The sequence below is a fragment of the Rhodopseudomonas pseudopalustris genome (assembly GCF_900110435.1).
Lineage (GTDB): Bacteria > Pseudomonadota > Alphaproteobacteria > Rhizobiales > Xanthobacteraceae > Rhodopseudomonas > Rhodopseudomonas pseudopalustris.
In genome coordinates this window covers 63,806-82,818 of record NZ_FODT01000014.1, presented here as the reverse complement: position 1 = coordinate 82,818, position 19,013 = coordinate 63,806, and the positions used below count along the sequence as shown (strand labels likewise).

Sequence of the window (19,013 nt, the reverse complement as noted above, 5' to 3'; positions counted from 1 at the left end):
ATCGACTGCGGATGGGGCTGCGCGCACCGCGCGAGGCGGTGCGGCGCATGGCTCGATCGATTGCAGTCAGGAAAGCGGAGGCGCGCGCGGCTGGAATTCGCCGGGCTGCGGGCTCAGGTCGGCTGCGGCGGTCGCAGCGATGCGAGGCTGCGGGCGATCGGTATGCCGCAGCGGCAATGCCGGCGGCGCCGCGTCGATCAACGTGTTCGCCATCGCCACGACGGCGCAGATCGCGCAGAGATCGGCCGCGGCGTCGGGATGGTGATCGGTTTCGGGAGCGTCCGGAGCAATGGCCGCGGCGACCTGACCGATCACCTTCGAAGGCGCGTCGAGGTGGTGGAAGTGGCCGAACGACAATGCGAACTGGAGCGCGAGCGCGATCAGCGCCAGCCGTGCCCCCAGTCGGATATTCGCCCGCACCCAGCCCATGCCCATCCAAGCCCCGCACATCGAGCGGGATACCGCCGCCAGGCGATGTTATAATATAACATCGCGGCAAGATCGGCGGCTGTCAACGGAGGTTGGAACGATGGTTGCCCGATGTGGCTTTTGCGCAAGAGCCGCTCGGCTGCAGCATCGGCCGATCGCCGACCGAGGTCATTTCGACTTCGGCATCAACGCCTTGAGCTTCTCGATGTCGGCGATGTTCATCTTGATCCCGCCGGGCATCACGATGTCGCCGGGCCTCTGGCCGTCCTTGCAGGGTCCGAGCCATTTGGCGTCCAGCGTCATGGTCGCGTCCTTGGGCACGCCGGGCAGCGGGTTGTCTTGGTGCGACGTCACCTTGACCGAATAGGCCGCGTTGAAATCGCCGGTGATCTCGGCGCGCGAGGTGGTCGACATGCCGGCGATGTTGCACACCGAATCGGTGACGTAGCCGGTGGGCGTCTTCTGGGTGTCCTGCTTGGAGCAGGCCTCGTTGGCCATCGGCTGAAACGACGAGGTCATTTTCTTGTCGGTGGCCTCGTCGGTGCAGTGCTGCATGGCGACCTCATCGATCGCAGAGCCCGGCCGCACCATCTTCAGCTCCCACAGCCCCGCTTTGCGGGTCGGCAGGTCGATCGCGTGCGCGGCCGTCACCGACGCGAGCAGCAGCGGAAGCGACCGGATACAAGACCTGCGTAAGGGGCTCATCGAACCACTCCGCTCAGTAGGCGGCTCGCAGCGGCCGCTCGTTGGCGCCATAAGGCACCCAGCGGCACGAGAACGAGATGTAGCCACCATAATTCGCTTGCACGCCGAGCAGCTTCACGACCTTGCCGTAGCGCGCGCAATGGTCGATCGCCATCGCACGGATATCGGTCTGACCGACCAGATTATAGGAGATGATCCCGCCGGTATCATTGCCCTTGAAGGCCGGCACGGTATCGGCGCGGGCGGCAGTGGCGGCCAGCATGGCACAGACGACGGCAAGGCCCGCGGCCCCAATTGTTCGCATCGGATTCTCCATTCGCATTGGCGCGAGTCTAGATCGCATCGACCGCAATGGAAAGAATGCTGGCGCCATCAATGTGGGGTTGTCGCGGGGTGTGGCCGCGTTGCACTTGACCTCACATGGGCTTCGCGGCACCGTCCGCGCGGGAAAAACTCGGTGAATCGTCCATGCGCCTCGTTCCGACTCTGAAATTGCCGGTAGTTGCCGCCGTGGCGTTGCTCGGGCTGTTCGCCCTCGCGCCGGCTGCGCAGGCTGCCAATCCGCTGGAGATGAATTTCTGGCTGTCCGGCCCGCGCTACGACGGCAATCTGCCGGCGTGCGAGGCGGGGCTCACCTCGGTGACCCATCAGTTCGGCGAGAAGGAAGGCAATTTCTGGAATTCGGCGCTGCGGATCACCGGCTATTCGCAGCTCCGCGAGGTCGCCTTCCGCCCGTGGCAGAGTGACAATATTCCGCGTCGCTTCTGCGCGGCCGACGCCCACCTGAACGACGGCAACGTCCGTCCGGTGTATTTCTCGATCATCGAGGACGGCGGCTTCGCGAGCTTCGGACACGGCGTCGAATTCTGCGTCGTGGGCGTTGATCGCAACTGGGCGTTCAATCCCGCCTGCAAGGGCGCCAAGCCCTGAGTGGAACGACGCGACGCTCTCTGCATCGCGCTTTCACGCCATCTGCGTTCTTGAAACGTCGTTCAGGCTCGCTAGGCTTTCCCGGTCATTTCGCAGCGGGGCCTTTCATCATGGATTTCATCTCGAGCCGGTGGTCGATGATCGCCGTTTTTGCCGCGTGCGCGGCCGCTTTGCTGTCCACCGCCGCGCCGGCGCAGGACCGGCGTCAGAACGCGGCGGGCGAGTTCGATTTCTATGTGCTGGCGCTGTCTTGGTCGCCTTCATTCTGCGAGCAGGCGTCGGAGCGCGGCAATGCAGGGCGGTCGCAGCAGATCCAGTGCGGCGGCCGGCCATTCTCGTTCGTGGTGCATGGGCTGTGGCCGCAATATGAGCGCGGCTTTCCGGAATATTGCGAGCGGCCGGCGCCGCGGCTCGACCGCCGCATCATGAACTCGATGCTCGACCTGATGCCGGCGCCCGGGCTGATCTACAATGAGTGGGACAAGCACGGCACCTGCGCCGGCACCTCGGCGCGCACCTATTTCGAGGATATCCGCAAGGCGCGTGCCGCCGTGCGCATCCCGCCGGATTTCATCGACCCCAAGGAAACCCGGACGGTGACGCCTGCCGAGGTCGAGGATGCCTTCATCAAGGTCAACCCGGGGCTGAGCAGTTCGGCGATCGCCGTGACCTGTGATCGCACCCGGCTGACCGAAGTTCGGATCTGCATGAGCAAGGATTTGCAGTTCCGCGCCTGCGAGGAGATCGACCGGCGCGCCTGCCGGCGTGAGCGGCTCGAGGTGCCGCCGGTCCGCGGCGGCTGACGGAATCGCCGGTTCCAGCCGTCAAAATGCGGCGAACCGCCTCCGCATGGTCGCGGCGACGAGTGCCGGGCTCGCCCGTATCTTGACTTCGCGCGCGGCTCCGCGTCACGGTCCTGCTCCCACCTTGAAGCGACGAATGAATCCGACATGACTGGCTTTGCCGTGATCCGCGATGACACCCCCGCGTCCGCCATCCCGAAGGGGGCGGTGGTTGCGATGGGCAATTTCGACGGCGTACATCGGGGTCATCGCGCCGTGATCGGGGCATGCCTCGAGATGGCGCGGGTCCGCCGCGCGCCGGCGTTCGCGGTAACGTTCGAGCCGCATCCGCGCAAATTCTTCAGTCCCGACACCCCGCAATTCCGGCTGACCGACGAGCCCGCCAAGCTGCGGCTTTTGGCCGGCGCCGGGCTCGACGGCGCGGTCGTGCTGCGCTTCGACGCCGGCCGCGCCGCCACCACGGCGCATGATTTCATCAATCACGAACTGGTCGGCCGGCTCGGCGTGCAGGGCATCGCGGTCGGCTACGATTTCCATTTCGGCAAGGGCCGCGGCGGCTCGCCGAGCCTGCTGGTCGCCGAGGCGCCGGCGCTCGGCATCGAGGTCGACGTTCAGCCGCATATCGATTTCGGCGATCATCCGGTGTCGTCGAGCGCAATCCGCAGGGCGCTCGAAGAGGGCCACATCGCCGCCGCCACCGAGATGCTGGGCAGCCCGTGGTTCATCACCGGCGAGGTGATCCATGGCGAGAAGCGCGGTCGCGAGCTCGGCTACCCGACCGCCAACATCCGGCTCGATCCGCATTGCGGCCTGAAGCACGGCATCTATGCCGTGCGGGTCGGCCGCGACGGCAAGCACTATGATGCGGTCGCCAATTTCGGCCGCCGACCGACCTTCGACAACGGCGCGCCGCTGCTCGAGACCTTCCTGTTCGACTTCAACGGCTCGCTCTACGGCGAGCGGCTCGACATCGCCTTCATCGCCTTCATTCGCGACGAGGAGAAGTTCGAGAGCGCCGAGGCGCTGGTGCGGCAGATGGACGATGACTCGGCCCGCGCCCGGGCGGCGCTCGCCGCCGATCACGGTGCATTCCCCAGGCTCGGTGAGGTCGGATGACGAAGACCGAAAAGCAGAAGATGCTGGCGGGCGAGTTGTATCGCCCCGGCGGACCGGAGCTGGCCGCCGATGAGGCCGCCAACAAGGTCTGGCTCACCCGCTACAATGCCACGGGCGCGCTGCCCGCTTCGGAGCGTCACGGGCTGCTGTCGGAGCATTTTCGGCATGTCGGCCAGGGCGCGGTGGTCCGGCCGCCGTTCTTCTGCGATTACGGCTACAATATCTCGCTCGGCGATGGCGTCTTTCTCAATTTCAACTGCGTGATCCTCGATATCGTCGCCGTCACGATCGGCGACCGCACCCAGATCGGTCCGGCGGTGCAGATCTACGCCGCCGACCATCCCCGCGACGCCGCCACCCGCCGCGACGGGCTCGAATTCGGCCGCCCGGTCAAGATCGGCAGCGACGTCTGGATCGGCGGCGGGGCGATCATCGTCCCGGGCGTCACCATCGGCGATGGCGCCGTGATCGGCGCCGGCAGCGTCGTCACCCGCGATGTGCCCGCAGGCGCCACGGTGGTGGGAAATCCGGCCCGGCGGATCGGAAACGATCCCGGCCAGACGCAAGGATGAAACCGCGGGGCTTTGCGATCCTGCAGCCGCCTGCTAATGAAAGCCGCATGTCTGCACGGCGCGCCATCATCAGCATTAGCGGCCCGGCTTCCGCCTGAGCTTTGAGTTCGGCGCAAGACCGGGACCCGTCCAATTCGTCGCGATCGATCGCGTCAGCGCCTCTTGACCCAGAGCTTCCATGTCCGACAAGTCTGAAAAATCCGACGTCAACGACTATTCCAAGACGCTCTTCCTGCCGCAGACGGAGTTTCCGATGCGCGCCGGGCTGCCGCAGCGCGAGCCGGAATTGCTCAAGCGCTGGGAAGAGATCGACCTCTACGGCAAGCTGCGCGAAGCTGCCCGGGGCCGCGCCAAATTCGTGCTGCACGACGGCCCGCCTTACGCCAACGGCAACATCCATATCGGGCACGCGCTCAACAAGATCCTCAAGGACGTCGTGACCAAGAGCCAGCAGATGCTCGGCTACGATTCCAACTATGTGCCGGGCTGGGACTGCCACGGTCTGCCGATCGAATGGAAGATCGAGGAGGAGAACTACCGCTCCAAGGGCAAGCCGAAGCCGAACTTCAAAGATTCGACGGCGATGGTCGCGTTCCGCAAGGAATGCCGCGCCTACGCGACGAAGTGGCTCAACGTGCAGCGCGAGGAATTCAAGCGGCTCGGCCTGATCGGCGACTGGGACCATCCCTACGCCACGATGGACTACTTCGCCGAAGCCCAGATCGCCCGCGAACTGATGAAATTCGCCGCCAACGGCACGCTGTATCGCGGCTCTAAGCCGGTGATGTGGAGCGTGGTCGAAAAGACCGCGCTGGCCGAGGCCGAGGTCGAGTACGAGGACTACACTTCGGATACGGTGTGGGTGAAATTTGCGGTGAAGTCCGGCGATGCGGCGGTGAGCAGCGCCAGCGTCGTGATCTGGACCACCACGCCGTGGACGCTGCCGGGCAACCGCGCGATCAGCTTCTCGTCCAAGATCGGCTACGGTCTCTACAAGGTCACCGACGCGCCGGCTGATAATTGGGCCAAGACTGGCGATCTGCTGATCCTCGCCGATGCGCTCGCTGAAAGCGTATTCAAGCAGGCGCGTGTCGCTGCGTATGACAAGGTTTCGGCCGTTGCACCTGACGTCCTGAAGGCGATCGAATGCGCGCATCCGCTGCGCGGCCTCGCCGGCGGCTATGAATTCACCGTCCCGCTGCTCGACGGCGATCACGTCACCGACGACACCGGCACCGGCTTCGTCCACACCGCGCCGGGCCATGGCCGCGAGGACTTCGACATCTGGATGCACAATGCCCGCGCGCTGGAAGCGCGGGGCATCTCGTCGGCGATCCCCTACACCGTCGACGAGAACGGCGCGTTCACGGAGCACGCGCCGGGCTTCGTCGGCAAGCGGGTGATCAACGACAAGGGCGAGAAGGGCGACGCCAACGAGGCGGTGATCCAGGCGCTGATCGAGCGCGGCGCGCTGCTGGCGCGCGGCAAGCTCAAGCACCAATATCCGCATTCGTGGCGCTCGAAGAAGCCGGTGATCTTCCGCAACACGCCGCAATGGTTCATCGCGATGGACAAGGACATCGCCGCTTCCTCCCCTCCCCCGCAAGTGGGAGAGGGGGCGCTCAGCGATGCGCTGCAAGGTGATACTCTCCGAGCGAGGGCGCTGCAGGCGATCTCGGTCACCCAATGGGTGCCGGCGGCGGGGCAAAACCGCATCAACGGCATGATCTCCGGCCGGCCCGACTGGGTGATCTCGCGGCAGCGCGCCTGGGGCGTGCCGATCGCGGTGTTCGTGCGCGAGAAGGGCGACGGCTCCGCCGAGATTCTCGTCAATGACGAGGTCAACAAGCGCATCGCCGACGCCTTCGTCGAAGAGGGCGCCGACGCCTGGTACATGGAAGGCGCGCGCGATCGGTTCCTCGGCTCGCTCGCCAATGAAGACTGGCAGAAGGTCGACGATATTCTCGATGTCTGGTTCGACTCGGGCTCGAGCCACGCTTTCGTGCTGGAAGATCCAGTTCACTTCCCCGGCCTCGCCGGCATCCGTCGCAAGGTCGACGGCGGCGCCGACACCGTGATGTATCTCGAAGGCTCGGACCAGCATCGCGGCTGGTTCCACTCGTCGTTGCTGGAAAGCTGCGGCACCCGCGGCCGCGCGCCCTACGACGTGGTGCTGACCCACGGCTTCACGCTCGACGAGCAGGGCCGCAAGATGTCGAAGTCGATCGGCAACACCGTCGAGCCGCAGAAGGTGATCGCGCAATCCGGCGCCGACATCCTGCGGCTGTGGGTGTGCGCCACCGACTACGCCGACGACCAGCGTATCGGCCCCGAGATTCTGAAGAACGTGGTCGAGACGTATCGCAAGCTGCGCAACTCGATCCGCTGGATGCTCGGCACGCTGCATCATTTCAAACGCGACGAGGCGGTGGCGTTCGCCGACATGCCCGAGCTGGAGCGGCTGATGCTGCATCAGCTCGCCGAACAAAGTGCTGTGGTGCGCGCCGCCTATGCGGAATTCGACTACAAGACCGTGGTCGCCTCGCTCGCCACCTTCATGAACACCGAATTGTCGGCGTTCTACTTCGACATCCGCAAGGACACGCTGTATTGCGACCCGCCGTCCTCGCTGGCGCGCAAGGCGGCGCTGACCGCGATCGACATCATCTGCGACGCGCTCCTGAAATGGCTGGCGCCGGTGCTGTCGTTCACCGCCGACGAGGCGTGGGCGATGGTTCGCCCCGACGCCGAGCCGAGCGTGCATCTGACGCTGTTCCCGCTCGAACTCGGCGCCTATCGCGATGATGCGCTGGCGAAGAAGTGGACGCTGATCCGCGCGGTGCGCCGCGTCGTCACCGGCGCACTGGAAGTCGAGCGCGCGGCGAAGCGGATCGGCTCGTCGCTCGAAGCTTCGCCGATGATCTATCTGCCCGAACAATTCATGGGCGACATTTTCGACGTCGATTGGGCCGAAATCTGCATCACCTCGAACGCAATGGTCGAGATCCTGCGCGACAACGACACGCCGCCGGCGGATGCCTTCCGGCTGCCGGAGCTGGCCAACGTCGCGGTGGTGGTCGAACGCGCGCAGGGCGCCAAATGCGCCCGCTCCTGGAAGATACTGTCGAGCGTCGGCAGCGATCCCGACTATCCCGACGTCTCGCCGCGCGACGCCCAGGCGCTGCGCGAGTGGAAGGCGCTGGGGGCTCCGGTCTGAGACTCTCGTCGTCCCCGCGCAGGCGGGGACCCATGCCCCTCCCGCCTGCGTTCGAGCAAAGCCGATGATCAATGCGTCGCTTCTACTGACCCGACACGGCGTCTCGGTCCCCGCCTGCGTGCGGACGACGCTTCGTGATCGGGCCGGGGCCACGCCATGACCTCGCCCGTCCGCCTCGGCATTGTCGCCGCCGCCGTCGCGCTGGTGCTCGATCAGGCGTCGAAGCTCTGGCTGCTCTATGTGTTCGACATCGCCCGTCGCGGCGCGGTCCGTGTCACGCCGTTCTTCGACCTGGTGCTGGCCTGGAACACCGGGATTTCCTACGGCTGGTTTTCCGACCAGGGGCCGGTCGGGCAGGCGATCATGCTGGCGTTCAAGGCCGTTGCGATCGTGGTGCTGGCGATCTGGATGGCGCGCTCGACGACAAGGTTCGCGACAATCGGCCTCGGCCTGATCATCGGCGGCGCGATCGGCAATGCGATCGATCGGCTTTCCTACGGCGCGGTGGTCGATTTCGCCTTGTTTCACGCCGAAATCGCCGGAAAGACCTATAGCTGGTACGTCTTTAACCTTGCCGACGCGGCGATCGTTGTCGGGGTGGCTGCCCTGCTGTATGATTCCTTGTTCGGGGCTCACGCCGTAAAAGCGCCCTGATCCCGGACGATACGGGCAGCGCGGCGAGGGCCGGCCGGCGATCTGTCGCGGCCGGCGGCCGATCGCAAGACGTGAACAGGATCAACGCCATGCGCCAGACCGCACGCACTTTCCGGATTCTGCAGCAGTCGCCCGCGACGATGCTGCGCGCCGCCCGTCTGGCTGCGGTCGCGCTTGGCGTTGGACTGGTGCTGAGCGGCGGCATGGCGCGCGCGCAGGAAACCGAGGATGACGACTCCACCTTCGAGGAGAAGATCATCAAGGGCCTGATGAGCGGCATCGGCGCCACCAATATGGAGAATTCCGGCATCAATTACCGCGAGCGTTCGCCGCTGGTGGTGCCGCGCCAGCTCGAATTGCCGCCTCCGGAAGCCTCCGCCAAGGACGTGAATGCGCCGAACTGGCCGAAGGACCCGGATGTGCAGGCCCGCAGGGACGCCCGCGCCGCCGCCCGTAAGAGCAAGCCGACGCCGACCGAATCGGCCCGGCCGCTGATGCCTTCGGAACTGAATGCGGTCCGCGCCGATGCCAGCAAGGGCACCAACAACGATCCGGTTCAGCCCGGCACTCAGCAGAACAATCCGATGCTGAGCCCGTCCCAGCTCGGCTTCAACGGCAGCCTGGGCAGCCTGTTCGGGGGCGGAAACAAGACCGAAACCGCGCCGTTCACCGGCGAGCCGACGCGCGAGACGCTGACCCAGCCGCCGAGCGGCTATCAGACGCCGTCTCCGAATTTCGCTTACGGCACCGGCCCGAAGGAAGCGCTCGGCAACAAGCGCATCGACGTGATGACGGGCAAAGAAGTCAGCAATTGAGCCGAGGCTCGGTTTCGATCGTCTTGCCCGCCGGGTGCGGCTCCGCGCATTCATCGCTTACGACGATCGCCGGAAAGCGCCCGTCATCGGTGCGCCTGCGGTTCGTCGCCTGCCAGCCTGATCCGATCTCTCCCACCGGGATGATTGCCTCGACATGACCGTGTCCATTGCTCGCCCGCGCGCCGCGCTCGCCGTTCTCGCCGCCACCCTCTGCCTTGCGGGTCCCGCGGCGGCGCAAAGCGTCACCGCCGATCCGCCCGCCACCTTCACGCTCGGCAACGGGCTGAACGTGGTGGTGATCCCGGATCATCGCACCCCGGTGGTGACGCAGATGATCTGGTACAAGGTCGGCTCCGCCGACGAGACGCCCGGCAAGTCCGGACTCGCGCATTTCCTCGAGCATCTGATGTTCAAGGGCACCGCCAAGCACCCGGCCGGCGAGTTCTCGCAGACGGTGCTGAAGATCGGCGGCAACGAGAACGCATTCACTTCGGTCGACTACACCGGCTATTTCCAGCGCGTGCCGCGCGAACATCTCGATCGGATGATGGAGCTCGAGGCCGATCGGATGACCGGTCTGGTGCTGAAGGACGAGAACGTGCTGCCCGAGCGCGACGTCGTCCTCGAAGAATACAACATGCGGGTCGCCAACAATCCCGACGCGCGGTTGACCGAACAGATCATGGCGGCGCTGTATCTGAACCACCCCTACGGCCGCCCGGTGATCGGCTGGCACCAGGAAATCCAGAAGCTCGACCGCGAGGATGCGCTGGCGTTCTATCGCCGCTTCTACGCGCCGAACAACGCCACCCTGGTGATCGCCGGCGACGTCGATGCCGCGCAGATCCGGCCGGCGATCGAGCGCACCTACGGCGCGATCCCGCCGCAGCCGGCGATCGCGGCGCAGCGCGTGCGCCCGCAGGAGCCGACCTCCGCCGGGCCGCGCACCGTGACGCTGGCCGATCCGCGGGTCGAGCAGCCGAACGTGCGGCGCTATTATCTGGCGCCGTCGGCGGTCACCGCCGCCAAGGGCGACAGCCCCGCGCTGGAAGTGCTGGCGCAGCTGATGGGCGGCGGCAGCAACTCCTATCTCTATCGTGCGCTGGTGATCGACCGTCCGCTCGCGATCAGCGTCGGCGCCAACTATCAAGGCACCGCGCTCGACGACAGCCAGTTCGTCATCGCGGCGACGCCGAGGCCGGGCGTCGAGTTCTCCGAGATCGAGAAGGGGATCGACAACGTGATCGCCGAACTCGTCCGCAATCCGGTCCGCTCCGAGGACCTCGAGCGGGTGAAGACGCAACTGATCGCCGAGGCGATCTATGCGCAGGACAATCAGGTGACGCTGGCGCGCTGGTACGGCGCGGCGCTGACCTCAGGTCTCAGCGTGCAGGACATCCAGACCTGGCCGGATCGCATCCGCGCCGTCACCTCGGACCAGGTCCGCGCCGTGGCGCAGCAGTTCCTCGACCGCAACCGCTCGGTCACCGGCTATCTGGTCAAGGGCACGTTGCCGAAGCCCGAGGAGAAGCGCTCGTGAGCATCGCACGCCAATCCATGAAGCGTTTCGCGCTCGCCGCCACCATCGCCGTCGCTGCCGCATGGTCGGCGACCCCAGGTCTTGCGGCCGCGAAAATCCAGAAGCTGGTGACGCCGGGCGGCATCCAGGCGTGGTTCGTGCAGGACGCGACCGTGCCGCTGATCTCGATGGAATACTCTTTCGGCGGCGGCGCCACCCAGGACCCCGCCGACAAGCCCGGCGTCGGCCACATGGTGGCGAATCTGATCGACGAAGGCTCGGGCGACATGGACTCGGCGACGTTCCACGAGCGCATGGATCGCCGCGCCATCCAGCTGTCGTTCAACGTGACCCGCGATTATTTCCGCGGCTCGCTGCGAATGCTGAAGGAAAACCGCGACGAGGCGTTTGGTCTGGTGCGCACCGCGCTGACCGCGCCGCGGTTCGAGGGCAAGGACGTCGAGCGAATCCGCGCGCAATTGATTTCGACGCTGCGCCGCCAGTCGCTCGATCCGAACACGATGGCGACCCGCAAATTTCTCGAAGTCGCGTTCGGCGATCATCCGTATGGCCGGCCCTCGACCGGCACGCTGGAAAGTCTGCCGAAGGTCACCGTCGACGACATGAAGGCTTATGTCGGCCGCGTGCTGGCGAAGGATACGCTCAACATCGCGGTGGTCGGCGACGTCGACGCCGCGACCCTCGCCAAGCTGCTGGACGACACCTTCGGCAGCCTGCCGGCCAAGGCGCAGCTTGCGCCGGTGGCCGACATCGTCGCCGCCAAGCCGCCGCAGCGCAGCTTTGTGCCGCTCGACGTGCCGCAGACCGTGGTGATGTTCGGCGGACCGGGCCTGAAGCGCCACGATCCGGATTTCATGGCCGCCTATGTGGTCAACCACATCCTCGGCGGCGGCTCGCTGTCGTCGCGGCTGTATCGCGAGGTCCGCGAGAAGCGCGGGCTGGCGTATTCGATCTACGAGTCGTTGCTGTGGATGGAGCGTTCGGCGCTGTTCACCGGCGCCACCGGCACCCGCGCCGACCGCGCGACGCAAACGATCGACGCCATCGATGCCGAGGTCAAGCGGATCGCCGACGAGGGCCCGACCCAGCAGGAGCTCGACGAGGCGAAGTCGTATCTGAAGGGCTCGCAGATGCTGTCGCTCGACACCTCGGCCAAGCTCGCCCAGGCGCTGCTGCAGTATCAGAATGACGGCCTGCCGATCGACTACATCGACAAGCGCAACGCCATCGTCGACGCCGTGACGCTCGACGACGCCAAGCGCGTCGCCAGGCGGCTGTGGTCCGATGGGCTGCTGACCGTGGTGGTCGGCCGCACCCCGCAGGCTGCCGCCGAACCGGGCGCCGTCAAACCCGCCGGCGCGCCGCCGCCGGCGCGGGCTAACTGACCACGGCACCGTCATCCCGAGGAGCGCGCCGATTGGCGCGCGTCTCGAAGGATGTGCTACAGAGCCGGTCATCCTTCGAGGCTCGCTGCGCTCGCACCTCAGGATGACGGTTTCCTTTGTGGCCGAGCGGGTGCCCCATGCTGCGGATAAGCCGCAATCTTGCGATCGACGACGACGATATCGAGATCAGCTTCGTGCGCGCCTCGGGACCCGGCGGGCAGAACGTCAACAAGCTGTCGACCGCAGCGCAGCTTCGCTTCGACACCACCAAGATCGCATTGCCGGAGGACGCCGCCCTGCGGCTGATCGGCCTCGCGGGTCAGCGGATGACCAAAGAGGGCGTGATCGTCATCCACGCCCAACGGTTTCGCACCCAGGAGCGCAACCGCGCCGACGCAATCGACCGACTGCTCGAACTGCTGCGCGCCGCGATGGTGCGCCCGATCCCGCGGCGTGCGACCCGACCGACGCTCGGCTCCAAGAAGCGCCGACTTGAAGGCAAGAAGCGTCGCGGCGACGTCAAGGCCGGCCGCTCTGGCAAGAGCTTCGACGATTGAGCGCCCCCCGCGGACGGTGCAATCGCATTTGGACAATTTAGGTCTCCGCGAAGGATCACCCTCCAGGGGTGGGTGAAGAGAGCTCCGGTTCGCAACCGCATCGCCATCATCAGCAAGGGCGATTAAACTTCACGTTCCACTCAGAGTCGCCCATGCCCGTTCGCCAGCTTCCTGAAACCATCGTCAACCGCATCGCCGCCGGCGAAGTGGTCGAGCGGCCGGCGAGCGTGGTCAAGGAGCTGGTCGAGAACGCGATCGACGCCGGTGCTTGTCGCGTCGACGTTTTCAGCGACGGTGGCGGCCGGCGGAAGATCGTGATCGCCGACGACGGCGGCGGCATGACGCAGGCGGATCTCGCGCTCGCGGTCGATCGCCATGCCACCTCCAAGCTCGACGACGAGGACCTGCTGGCGATCCGCACGCTGGGGTTTCGCGGCGAGGCGCTGCCCTCGATCGGCGCGGTCGCGCGGCTCAGCCTCACCACCCGCCACGCCGCCGAACCGCACGCCTGGACGCTCAGCGTCGAGGGCGGCGCCAAATCGCCGATCTCGCCGGCCGCGCTGTCGCAGGGCACGCGCGTCGAGGTCGCCGACCTGTTTTTCGCCACGCCGGCGCGGCTGAAATTCCTCAAGACCGACCGCACCGAGGCAGAGGCGATCCGCGAAGTGGTGCGTCGCCTGGCGATGGCGCGGCCGGACATCGCCTTTACGCTCGCGGGCGAAGAGCGCGCGCCGGTGACCTGGGCGGCGGCGCTGCCCGGCGCGCCCGGCCGGCTGACACGGCTCGGCGACATCCTCGGCGCGGATTTTCGCGCCAATGCGATCGAGGTCGGTTCGGAGCGCGAAGGCGTCGCGGTCGAGGGCTTCGCCGCGTCACCGTCGCTGACCCGCGCCAATGCGCTCGGCCAATATCTGTTCGTCAACGGCCGCCCGGTGCGCGACAAGCTGATCCTGGGCGCGGTGCGCGCGGCCTATGCCGACTATCTGCCGCGCGACCGCCATCCGGTGGTGGCGCTGTTCGTCACGCTGGATTCGCGCGAGGTCGACGCCAATGTGCATCCGGCGAAAACCGAAGTGCGTTTCCGCAACGCCGGTCTCGTCCGCGCGCTGATCGTCCACGCGTTGAAGGAGGGGCTTGCGCGCGAGGGGCGCCGCACGGCCGCCAACAGCGCCGGCGCGGCGATCTCGAATTTTCGTCCGGCGTCGATGCCGCCCGGCAATTGGGACTGGCGCAGCTCGCCGTCTTATCCGGTCGGTGGCGGATCGAGTGCAGCGCCGTCCTTCGGCGAGCGTCCGCAGGCCGCGTTCGACGTCGGCGGGCCGAGCGCCGACATCCGACCGCACGAGGCCGCGCCGGAGCTGCTCGACCGGCCGCTCGGCGCGGCGCGGACCCAGATCCACGAGACCTACATCGTGTCGCAGACCCGCGACGGGCTGATTGTGGTGGATCAGCACGCCGCGCATGAGCGGATCGTCTATGAGCGGCTGAAAGCGTCGCTCGATGCCAACGGCGTGCAGCGCCAGATCCTTCTGATCCCGGACATCGTCGAGATGGACGAGGCGACGGTCGAGCGCCTGGTCGCCCGCGCCGACGAGTTGGCGAAGTTCGGCCTCGTCGTCGAAAGCTTCGGCCCCGGCGCGGTGGCGGTGCGCGAGACGCCGTCGCTGCTCGGCAAGGTCAATGCGGCGTCGCTGCTGCGCGACCTCGCAGAGCATATGGCGGAGTGGGACGAGGCGCTGCCGCTGGAGCGGCGGCTGATGCATGTCGCCGCCACCATGGCCTGCCACGGCTCGGTCCGCGCCGGCCGCGTGCTCAAGCCCGAGGAGATGAACGCGCTTTTGCGCGAGATGGAAGCCACCCCGAATTCCGGCCAGTGCAACCACGGCCGTCCGACCTATGTCGAACTGACGCTGGCGGACATCGAGAAGCTGTTCGGGCGCAGATAGCTTGCCGCAGCGGCGAACCGGCCGGGGCTCGCGGAATTAGAGCTTTGGTTCTGATTGCATCAGAACCAAAGCTCTAATTTGATGATCTGACGCGTTTTCTTGACGCGAGCCGTTATCCACTTCGCTCGAAAACGCCGCTAACTCAGCAGCGGTCCGCGCAATGCGGGCTCAGTCTTCGTCCTCGTCCTCGGCCTTCTTGCCGCCGATCGTTTTCAGCTTGGCGAACACGGCGTCGAGGTTGAGGTCGTCCTCGCTCTTGCCGGAGGAGGCGGGCTCGAATTCGGATTCCTTGCGGGTGGTCTCGGAGGCCGGCAGCAGCGTGGCGCCGCCATATTGCTGGTCGGTCGGTTTTTCCTTGGCGGCGCGCTGCACCTCGAAATCGAGCTCGATCTGCGAGCACAGGCCGAGCGTCACCGGGTCCATCGGGGTCAGCGTCGAGGCGTTCCAGTGGGTGCGGTCGCGGACGCTGGCGATCGTGGTCTTGGTGGTGCCGACCAGCCGCATGATCTGGGCGTCCTTGAGTTCCGGATGATTGCGCACCAGCCACAGGATCGCGCTCGGGCGCTCATGACGGCGCGACACCGGGGTGTAGCGCGGACCCTTCTTCTTGGAGGCCTGCGGCAGCACGACCTTGCTCTCGGCGAGCTTGAGGCGGTGGTCCGGGTCGGATTCGCCCTTTTCGATCTCGTCGCGGGTGAGCTGGCCGGTCGAAATCGGGTCCATGCCCTTGATGCCCTGGGCGGCGTCGCCGTCGGCGATCGCCTGGATCTCCAGCGGGTGCATCTTGGTGAAATCGGCGACCTGGTCGAACGACAACGCCGTGTTGTCGAGCAGCCAGACGGCGGTGGCCTTCGGCATCAGCGGTGCATTGCTCATGGCAAATCTCCTTTGTCCCTTGCCCCTCAGGTTTCCGAGGCAAGGCGGGTCATCGGTGATGACGGGAATTGGCGCTTATATATGCCGTTCGGGCCTTCCCGCGCAATGGTCCTTGCTAAAGTGCAGCGGTTGCGGCCTTGACAGGGCCTCAAAGCCGTCCCAATTCCTTGGTCAAGACGAAACACTCGCAACGCCCCTCGGCGTCGGCCGTTGTCGCCGTTCGCGGCGCGCGGGCAGGCTTTCCGGATCGTTTGAAAATGCTGGCCAAACCGCCTCTGAAGATCGTCCTCTGCTCGCCGCGCGGGTTCTGCGCCGGCGTGGTGCGGGCAATCGACACCGTCGAGCGTGCGCTGACGCTGTATGGCGCTCCGGTCTATGTCCGGCACGAAATCGTCCATAACAAATACGTGGTCGACAACCTCCGCGCCAAGGGCGCGATTTTCGTCGAGGAACTCGGGGAAATCCCGGACACCAAGGCGCCGGTTGTCTTCTCCGCCCACGGCGTTCCGAAGTCGGTCCCCGAGGACGCGACGGCGAGGAATTTCTTCTCGGTCGACGCCACCTGCCCGCTGGTCACCAAGGTGCATCGCGAGGCGGCGATCCATTTCAAGCGCGGTCGCGAGATCCTGCTGATCGGCCATTCCCATCATCCGGAAGTGGTCGGCACGCTCGGCCAGCTGCCGGTCGGCGCGGTCACCCTGATCGAGACCGCCGCCGACGCTTCGAGCTTCACCCCGAAGAACCCGGACAACCTCGCTTTCGTGACGCAGACCACGCTGTCGATCGACGACACCGCCGGAATCGTCGCGGTGCTGCGCCAGCGCTTCCCGAACATTTCCGGGCCGCACAAGGAAGACATCTGCTACGCCACCACCAACCGCCAGGCGGCGGTGAAAAAGGTGGCGCCGGTGGTCGACGCGATGATCGTGGTCGGCGCGCCGAATTCCTCGAATTCGCAGCGTCTGCGCGAGGTCGCCGAGCGCGAAGGCTGCCGGGTCGCGGTGCTGGCGCAGCGCGCCTCCGACATCGACTGGTCGCTGTTCGAGGGCATCTCCAGCCTGGGCCTCACGGCCGGCGCCTCGGCCCCCGAGGTGATCGTCGAGGAGATCATGGGCGCCTTCGCTGAGCGCTTCGACCTCAGCGTCGAAACGGTATCGGCTGCGGAAGAGAACGAGTTTTTCCCGCTCCCCCGCGTGCTCCGCCCCGACGCGGCTGCGGAGTAGTCGCCGCCCGAAGGCCTTCCGGCCTTTCATTGCCGGGCGCATTGGTCTAGGAAGCCGCGGACATTCCTCGCTGACCAGGACACGCCATGGCGGTCTATACCGACGTCGCCGCCGACGAACTCGCGGACTTTCTCAAGGCCTACGAGATCGGCGACCTGCTGTCCTACAAAGGCATCGCCGAGGGCGTCGAGAACTCCAACTTCCTGCTGCATACCACGCGCGGTTATTTCATCCTGACGCTGTACGAAAAGCGCGTCGCCGCCGACGACCTGCCGTATTTTCTGTCGCTGATGGCGCATCTCGCCGCGCGCGGCGTCAGTTGCCCGCAGCCGGCGACGAATCGTGCGGGCGAAGTCTGCGGGACGTTGTCCGGCCGCCCGGCGGTGATCATCAATTTCCTCGAAGGCGTCTGGCCGCGCCGACCGAATCTGGCCCACTGCGCAGGCGTCGGCGAGGCGATGGCGAAGATGCACCGCGCCGGCCTGGACTATCCCTCCTACCGCTCCAATCCGTTGTCGGTGACAGGCTGGCGGCCGCTGTTCAACATCGCGGCCTCGCGGGCCGATGAGATCCAGCCCGGCCTGCGCGATTTCATCGCCGCCGAACTCGATTATCTCGAAGGCAACTGGCCCGAACAATTGCCGACGGGCGTGATCCACGCCGATCTGTTTCCGGACAATGTGTTCTTCATCGGCGACAAGCTGTCGGGGCTGATCGACTTTCCGTTCTCCTGCAACGACATCCTCGCCTACGACGTGGCGATCTGCCTGAACGCCTGGTGTTTCGAGCCGGATCTTTCGTTCAACGTCACCAAGGCGCGGGCGCTGCTCAACGCCTATCAGCGTGAACGCGCGTTGAGCGAGGCCGAGCAGGCGGCGCTGCCGTTGCTGGCGCGCGGCGCGGCGATGCGCTTCCTGCTGACGCGGCTGGTCGATTTTCTCAACGTGCCGGCGGGCGCGCTGGTCCGCCCGAAGGATCCGCTGGAATACGTCCGCAAGCTGCGCTTCCAGCAGAACGTCGCCGGCATTCGCGACTACGGCGTCGAAGCGGCGGGAGCAGTGGCGTGAGCGAAATGCGGCCAGTGATCATCCACACCGACGGCGCCTGCTCGGGAAACCCCGGGCCGGGCGGCTGGGGCGCCATCCTGAAATTCGGCGATACCGAGAAAGAACTCAAAGGCGGCGAAGCCCACACCACCAACAACCGGATGGAGCTACTTGCAGCGATCTCCGCACTGGAAGCGCTGACGCGGCCGTGCACGGTCGATCTCTACACCGACAGCCAATACGTGAAGAACGGCATCGGGAGCTGGATTCACAACTGGAAGCGCAACGGCTGGAAGACCGCCGACAAAAAGCCGGTGAAGAACGTCGATCTGTGGCAGCGGCTCGACGCCGCGCTGAAGAGCCACGAGGTGCGCTGGCACTGGGTCAAGGGCCACGCCGGCCACGACGAAAACGAACGCGCCGATCAGCTCGCGCGCGACGGGCTCACCGAACACCGGCTGAAATCGCGGATCGGGTGAGGCGGTAGAAGATCCACAAGTAATTGGCCGCTGAAGCTCGGCCACCTCGGACGTCATCATCCGCGAAAGCGGGTGATGACGTCGGCGTTTCGTGCGAGCGCCGCAGGATCGCTCAGCGCTCGCGTGACGTCAGTCGCTTACAGCTGTCCCAGCAGCGTGTCGCCGCCGGAGACTTCGACCTTGCCGGGGTTCGGCTCGAGGTTGAGCTTGGTCACCACGCCGTCCTCGACCAGCATCGAATAGCGCAGCGAGCGGGTCCCGAGTCCGAAGCCGGAGCCGTCCAGCTCCATACCGATCGCCTTGGTGAACTCGGCGTTGCCGTCGGCGAGGAAGATCGCCTCGTCGCGCTGGTCGGTGTCGCGCTTCCAGGCGTTCATCACGAAGGCGTCGTTGACCGACACGATCGCGATGGTATCGACGCCCTTGTCCTTGATCGCGTAGGCGTTGAGGAAGATGCTCGGGACGTGCATCTTGTGGCAGGTGCCGGTGTAAGCGCCGGGCACCGCGAACAATGCGACCTTCTTGCCCTTGAAGATGTCGCCGGTCGTTTTCGTCTCGACGCCGTCGGCAGTCATCAGGCGAAACGTGGCCTCGGGCAAACGGTCGCCAACCTTGATGGTCATCTGCATCCTCTCCCTGAAACGTGAGACCGGTTTCTAGCCCGCACGCGGCGGACTGACAACATTCCGCGACGGCCGGGCAGCGCGAAGGTCACGTCAC

19 protein-coding genes are annotated in these 19,013 nt (G+C 66.1%); 14 read left to right on the top strand and 5 right to left on the bottom strand.

Annotated features, from left to right (window positions below; genetic code table 11):
* Positions 1-66 precede the first annotated feature (66 nt).
* The 3 genes from BMY71_RS21745 to BMY71_RS21735 form a co-directional block, all read right to left on the bottom strand.
* On the bottom strand, positions 67-450 hold the full coding sequence (locus tag BMY71_RS21745; RefSeq protein WP_092686134.1) for a DUF2946 family protein: 384 nt from the start codon (positions 448-450) through the stop codon (positions 67-69).
* Positions 451-597: 147 nt separating this feature from the next.
* The gene (locus BMY71_RS21740; RefSeq protein ID WP_011504424.1) at positions 598-1,134 is read right to left on the bottom strand and encodes a DUF3617 domain-containing protein; all 537 of its coding nucleotides are present in this window, start codon (positions 1,132-1,134) and stop codon (positions 598-600) included.
* 13 nt (positions 1,135-1,147) lie between these two features.
* Positions 1,148-1,438: a hypothetical protein gene (locus tag BMY71_RS21735; protein ID WP_011504423.1), complete on the bottom strand. Its 291-nt coding sequence runs from the start codon at positions 1,436-1,438 to the stop codon at positions 1,148-1,150.
* A gap of 164 nt (positions 1,439-1,602) precedes the next feature.
* On the opposite strand from BMY71_RS21735, the gene BMY71_RS21730 reads away from it, so the two are divergent.
* The 11 genes from BMY71_RS21730 (at position 1,603) to mutL (ending at position 14,669) form a co-directional block, all read left to right on the top strand.
* Positions 1,603-2,064 (top strand): hypothetical protein, encoded by a 462-nt coding sequence (locus BMY71_RS21730; RefSeq protein WP_011504422.1) that lies wholly within the window; start codon positions 1,603-1,605, stop codon positions 2,062-2,064.
* Between the two features lie 137 nt (positions 2,065-2,201).
* Positions 2,202-2,867 (top strand): ribonuclease T2 family protein, encoded by a 666-nt coding sequence (locus BMY71_RS21725; protein WP_244526134.1) that lies wholly within the window; start codon positions 2,202-2,204, stop codon positions 2,865-2,867.
* 147 nt (positions 2,868-3,014) lie between these two features.
* Positions 3,015-3,983, top strand: a complete 969-nt coding sequence (locus BMY71_RS21720) for a bifunctional riboflavin kinase/FAD synthetase (protein ID WP_092686132.1) — start codon at positions 3,015-3,017, stop codon at positions 3,981-3,983.
* Positions 3,980-4,555 (top strand): sugar O-acetyltransferase, encoded by a 576-nt coding sequence (locus BMY71_RS21715; protein ID WP_092686131.1) that lies wholly within the window; start codon positions 3,980-3,982, stop codon positions 4,553-4,555. The genes BMY71_RS21720 and BMY71_RS21715 overlap by 4 nt, the downstream gene beginning before the upstream one ends.
* A gap of 178 nt (positions 4,556-4,733) precedes the next feature.
* A complete protein-coding gene (gene ileS, locus BMY71_RS21710) occupies positions 4,734-7,772 on the top strand; it encodes an isoleucine--tRNA ligase (protein WP_092686130.1) in 3,039 nt (1,012 codons plus the stop codon).
* Positions 7,773-7,928: 156 nt separating this feature from the next.
* Positions 7,929-8,426 carry a signal peptidase II gene (lspA, locus tag BMY71_RS21705; RefSeq protein WP_011504417.1) on the top strand — a complete coding sequence of 166 codons (498 nt, stop codon included), beginning with the start codon at positions 7,929-7,931 and terminating at the stop codon, positions 8,424-8,426.
* Between the two features lie 89 nt (positions 8,427-8,515).
* Positions 8,516-9,241, top strand: coding sequence for a hypothetical protein (locus BMY71_RS21700; RefSeq protein ID WP_092686129.1), 726 nt, complete (start codon positions 8,516-8,518; stop codon positions 9,239-9,241).
* A gap of 154 nt (positions 9,242-9,395) precedes the next feature.
* On the top strand, positions 9,396-10,781 hold the full coding sequence (locus tag BMY71_RS21695) for a M16 family metallopeptidase (protein ID WP_092686128.1): 1,386 nt from the start codon (positions 9,396-9,398) through the stop codon (positions 10,779-10,781).
* A gap of 17 nt (positions 10,782-10,798) precedes the next feature.
* Complete coding sequence (locus BMY71_RS21690; protein WP_092686127.1) at positions 10,799-12,166, top strand: M16 family metallopeptidase; 1,368 nt, start codon at positions 10,799-10,801, stop codon at positions 12,164-12,166.
* A 137-nt stretch (positions 12,167-12,303) separates the two neighbouring features.
* Positions 12,304-12,723, top strand: coding sequence for an alternative ribosome rescue aminoacyl-tRNA hydrolase ArfB (arfB, locus tag BMY71_RS21685; RefSeq protein WP_011504413.1), 420 nt, complete (start codon positions 12,304-12,306; stop codon positions 12,721-12,723).
* Positions 12,724-12,875: 152 nt separating this feature from the next.
* Positions 12,876-14,669 (top strand): DNA mismatch repair endonuclease MutL, encoded by a 1,794-nt coding sequence (mutL, locus tag BMY71_RS21680; protein ID WP_092686126.1) that lies wholly within the window; start codon positions 12,876-12,878, stop codon positions 14,667-14,669.
* A gap of 168 nt (positions 14,670-14,837) precedes the next feature.
* On the opposite strand, the gene BMY71_RS21675 is transcribed toward mutL, so the two are convergent.
* Positions 14,838-15,545 carry a DUF1013 domain-containing protein gene (locus tag BMY71_RS21675; RefSeq protein ID WP_011504411.1) on the bottom strand — a complete coding sequence of 236 codons (708 nt, stop codon included), beginning with the start codon at positions 15,543-15,545 and terminating at the stop codon, positions 14,838-14,840.
* A gap of 257 nt (positions 15,546-15,802) precedes the next feature.
* Between BMY71_RS21675 and ispH the strand changes: the two genes are divergently transcribed.
* The 3 genes from ispH to rnhA all read left to right on the top strand — a co-directional run bounded on the left by ispH (position 15,803) and on the right by rnhA (position 18,293).
* Positions 15,803-16,768 carry a 4-hydroxy-3-methylbut-2-enyl diphosphate reductase gene (gene ispH, locus BMY71_RS21670; RefSeq protein WP_011504410.1) on the top strand — a complete coding sequence of 322 codons (966 nt, stop codon included), beginning with the start codon at positions 15,803-15,805 and terminating at the stop codon, positions 16,766-16,768.
* Between the two features lie 86 nt (positions 16,769-16,854).
* Positions 16,855-17,835, top strand: coding sequence for a homoserine kinase (locus BMY71_RS21665; RefSeq protein ID WP_092686125.1), 981 nt, complete (start codon positions 16,855-16,857; stop codon positions 17,833-17,835).
* A 5-nt stretch (positions 17,836-17,840) separates the two neighbouring features.
* On the top strand, positions 17,841-18,293 hold the full coding sequence (rnhA, locus tag BMY71_RS21660; RefSeq protein WP_175557751.1) for a ribonuclease HI: 453 nt from the start codon (positions 17,841-17,843) through the stop codon (positions 18,291-18,293).
* Between the two features lie 137 nt (positions 18,294-18,430).
* Here rnhA and BMY71_RS21655 read toward each other — a convergent pair whose 3' ends face one another.
* A complete protein-coding gene (locus BMY71_RS21655) occupies positions 18,431-18,916 on the bottom strand; it encodes a peroxiredoxin (protein ID WP_041806119.1) in 486 nt (161 codons plus the stop codon).
* Between the last annotated feature and the right edge of the window lie 97 nt (positions 18,917-19,013).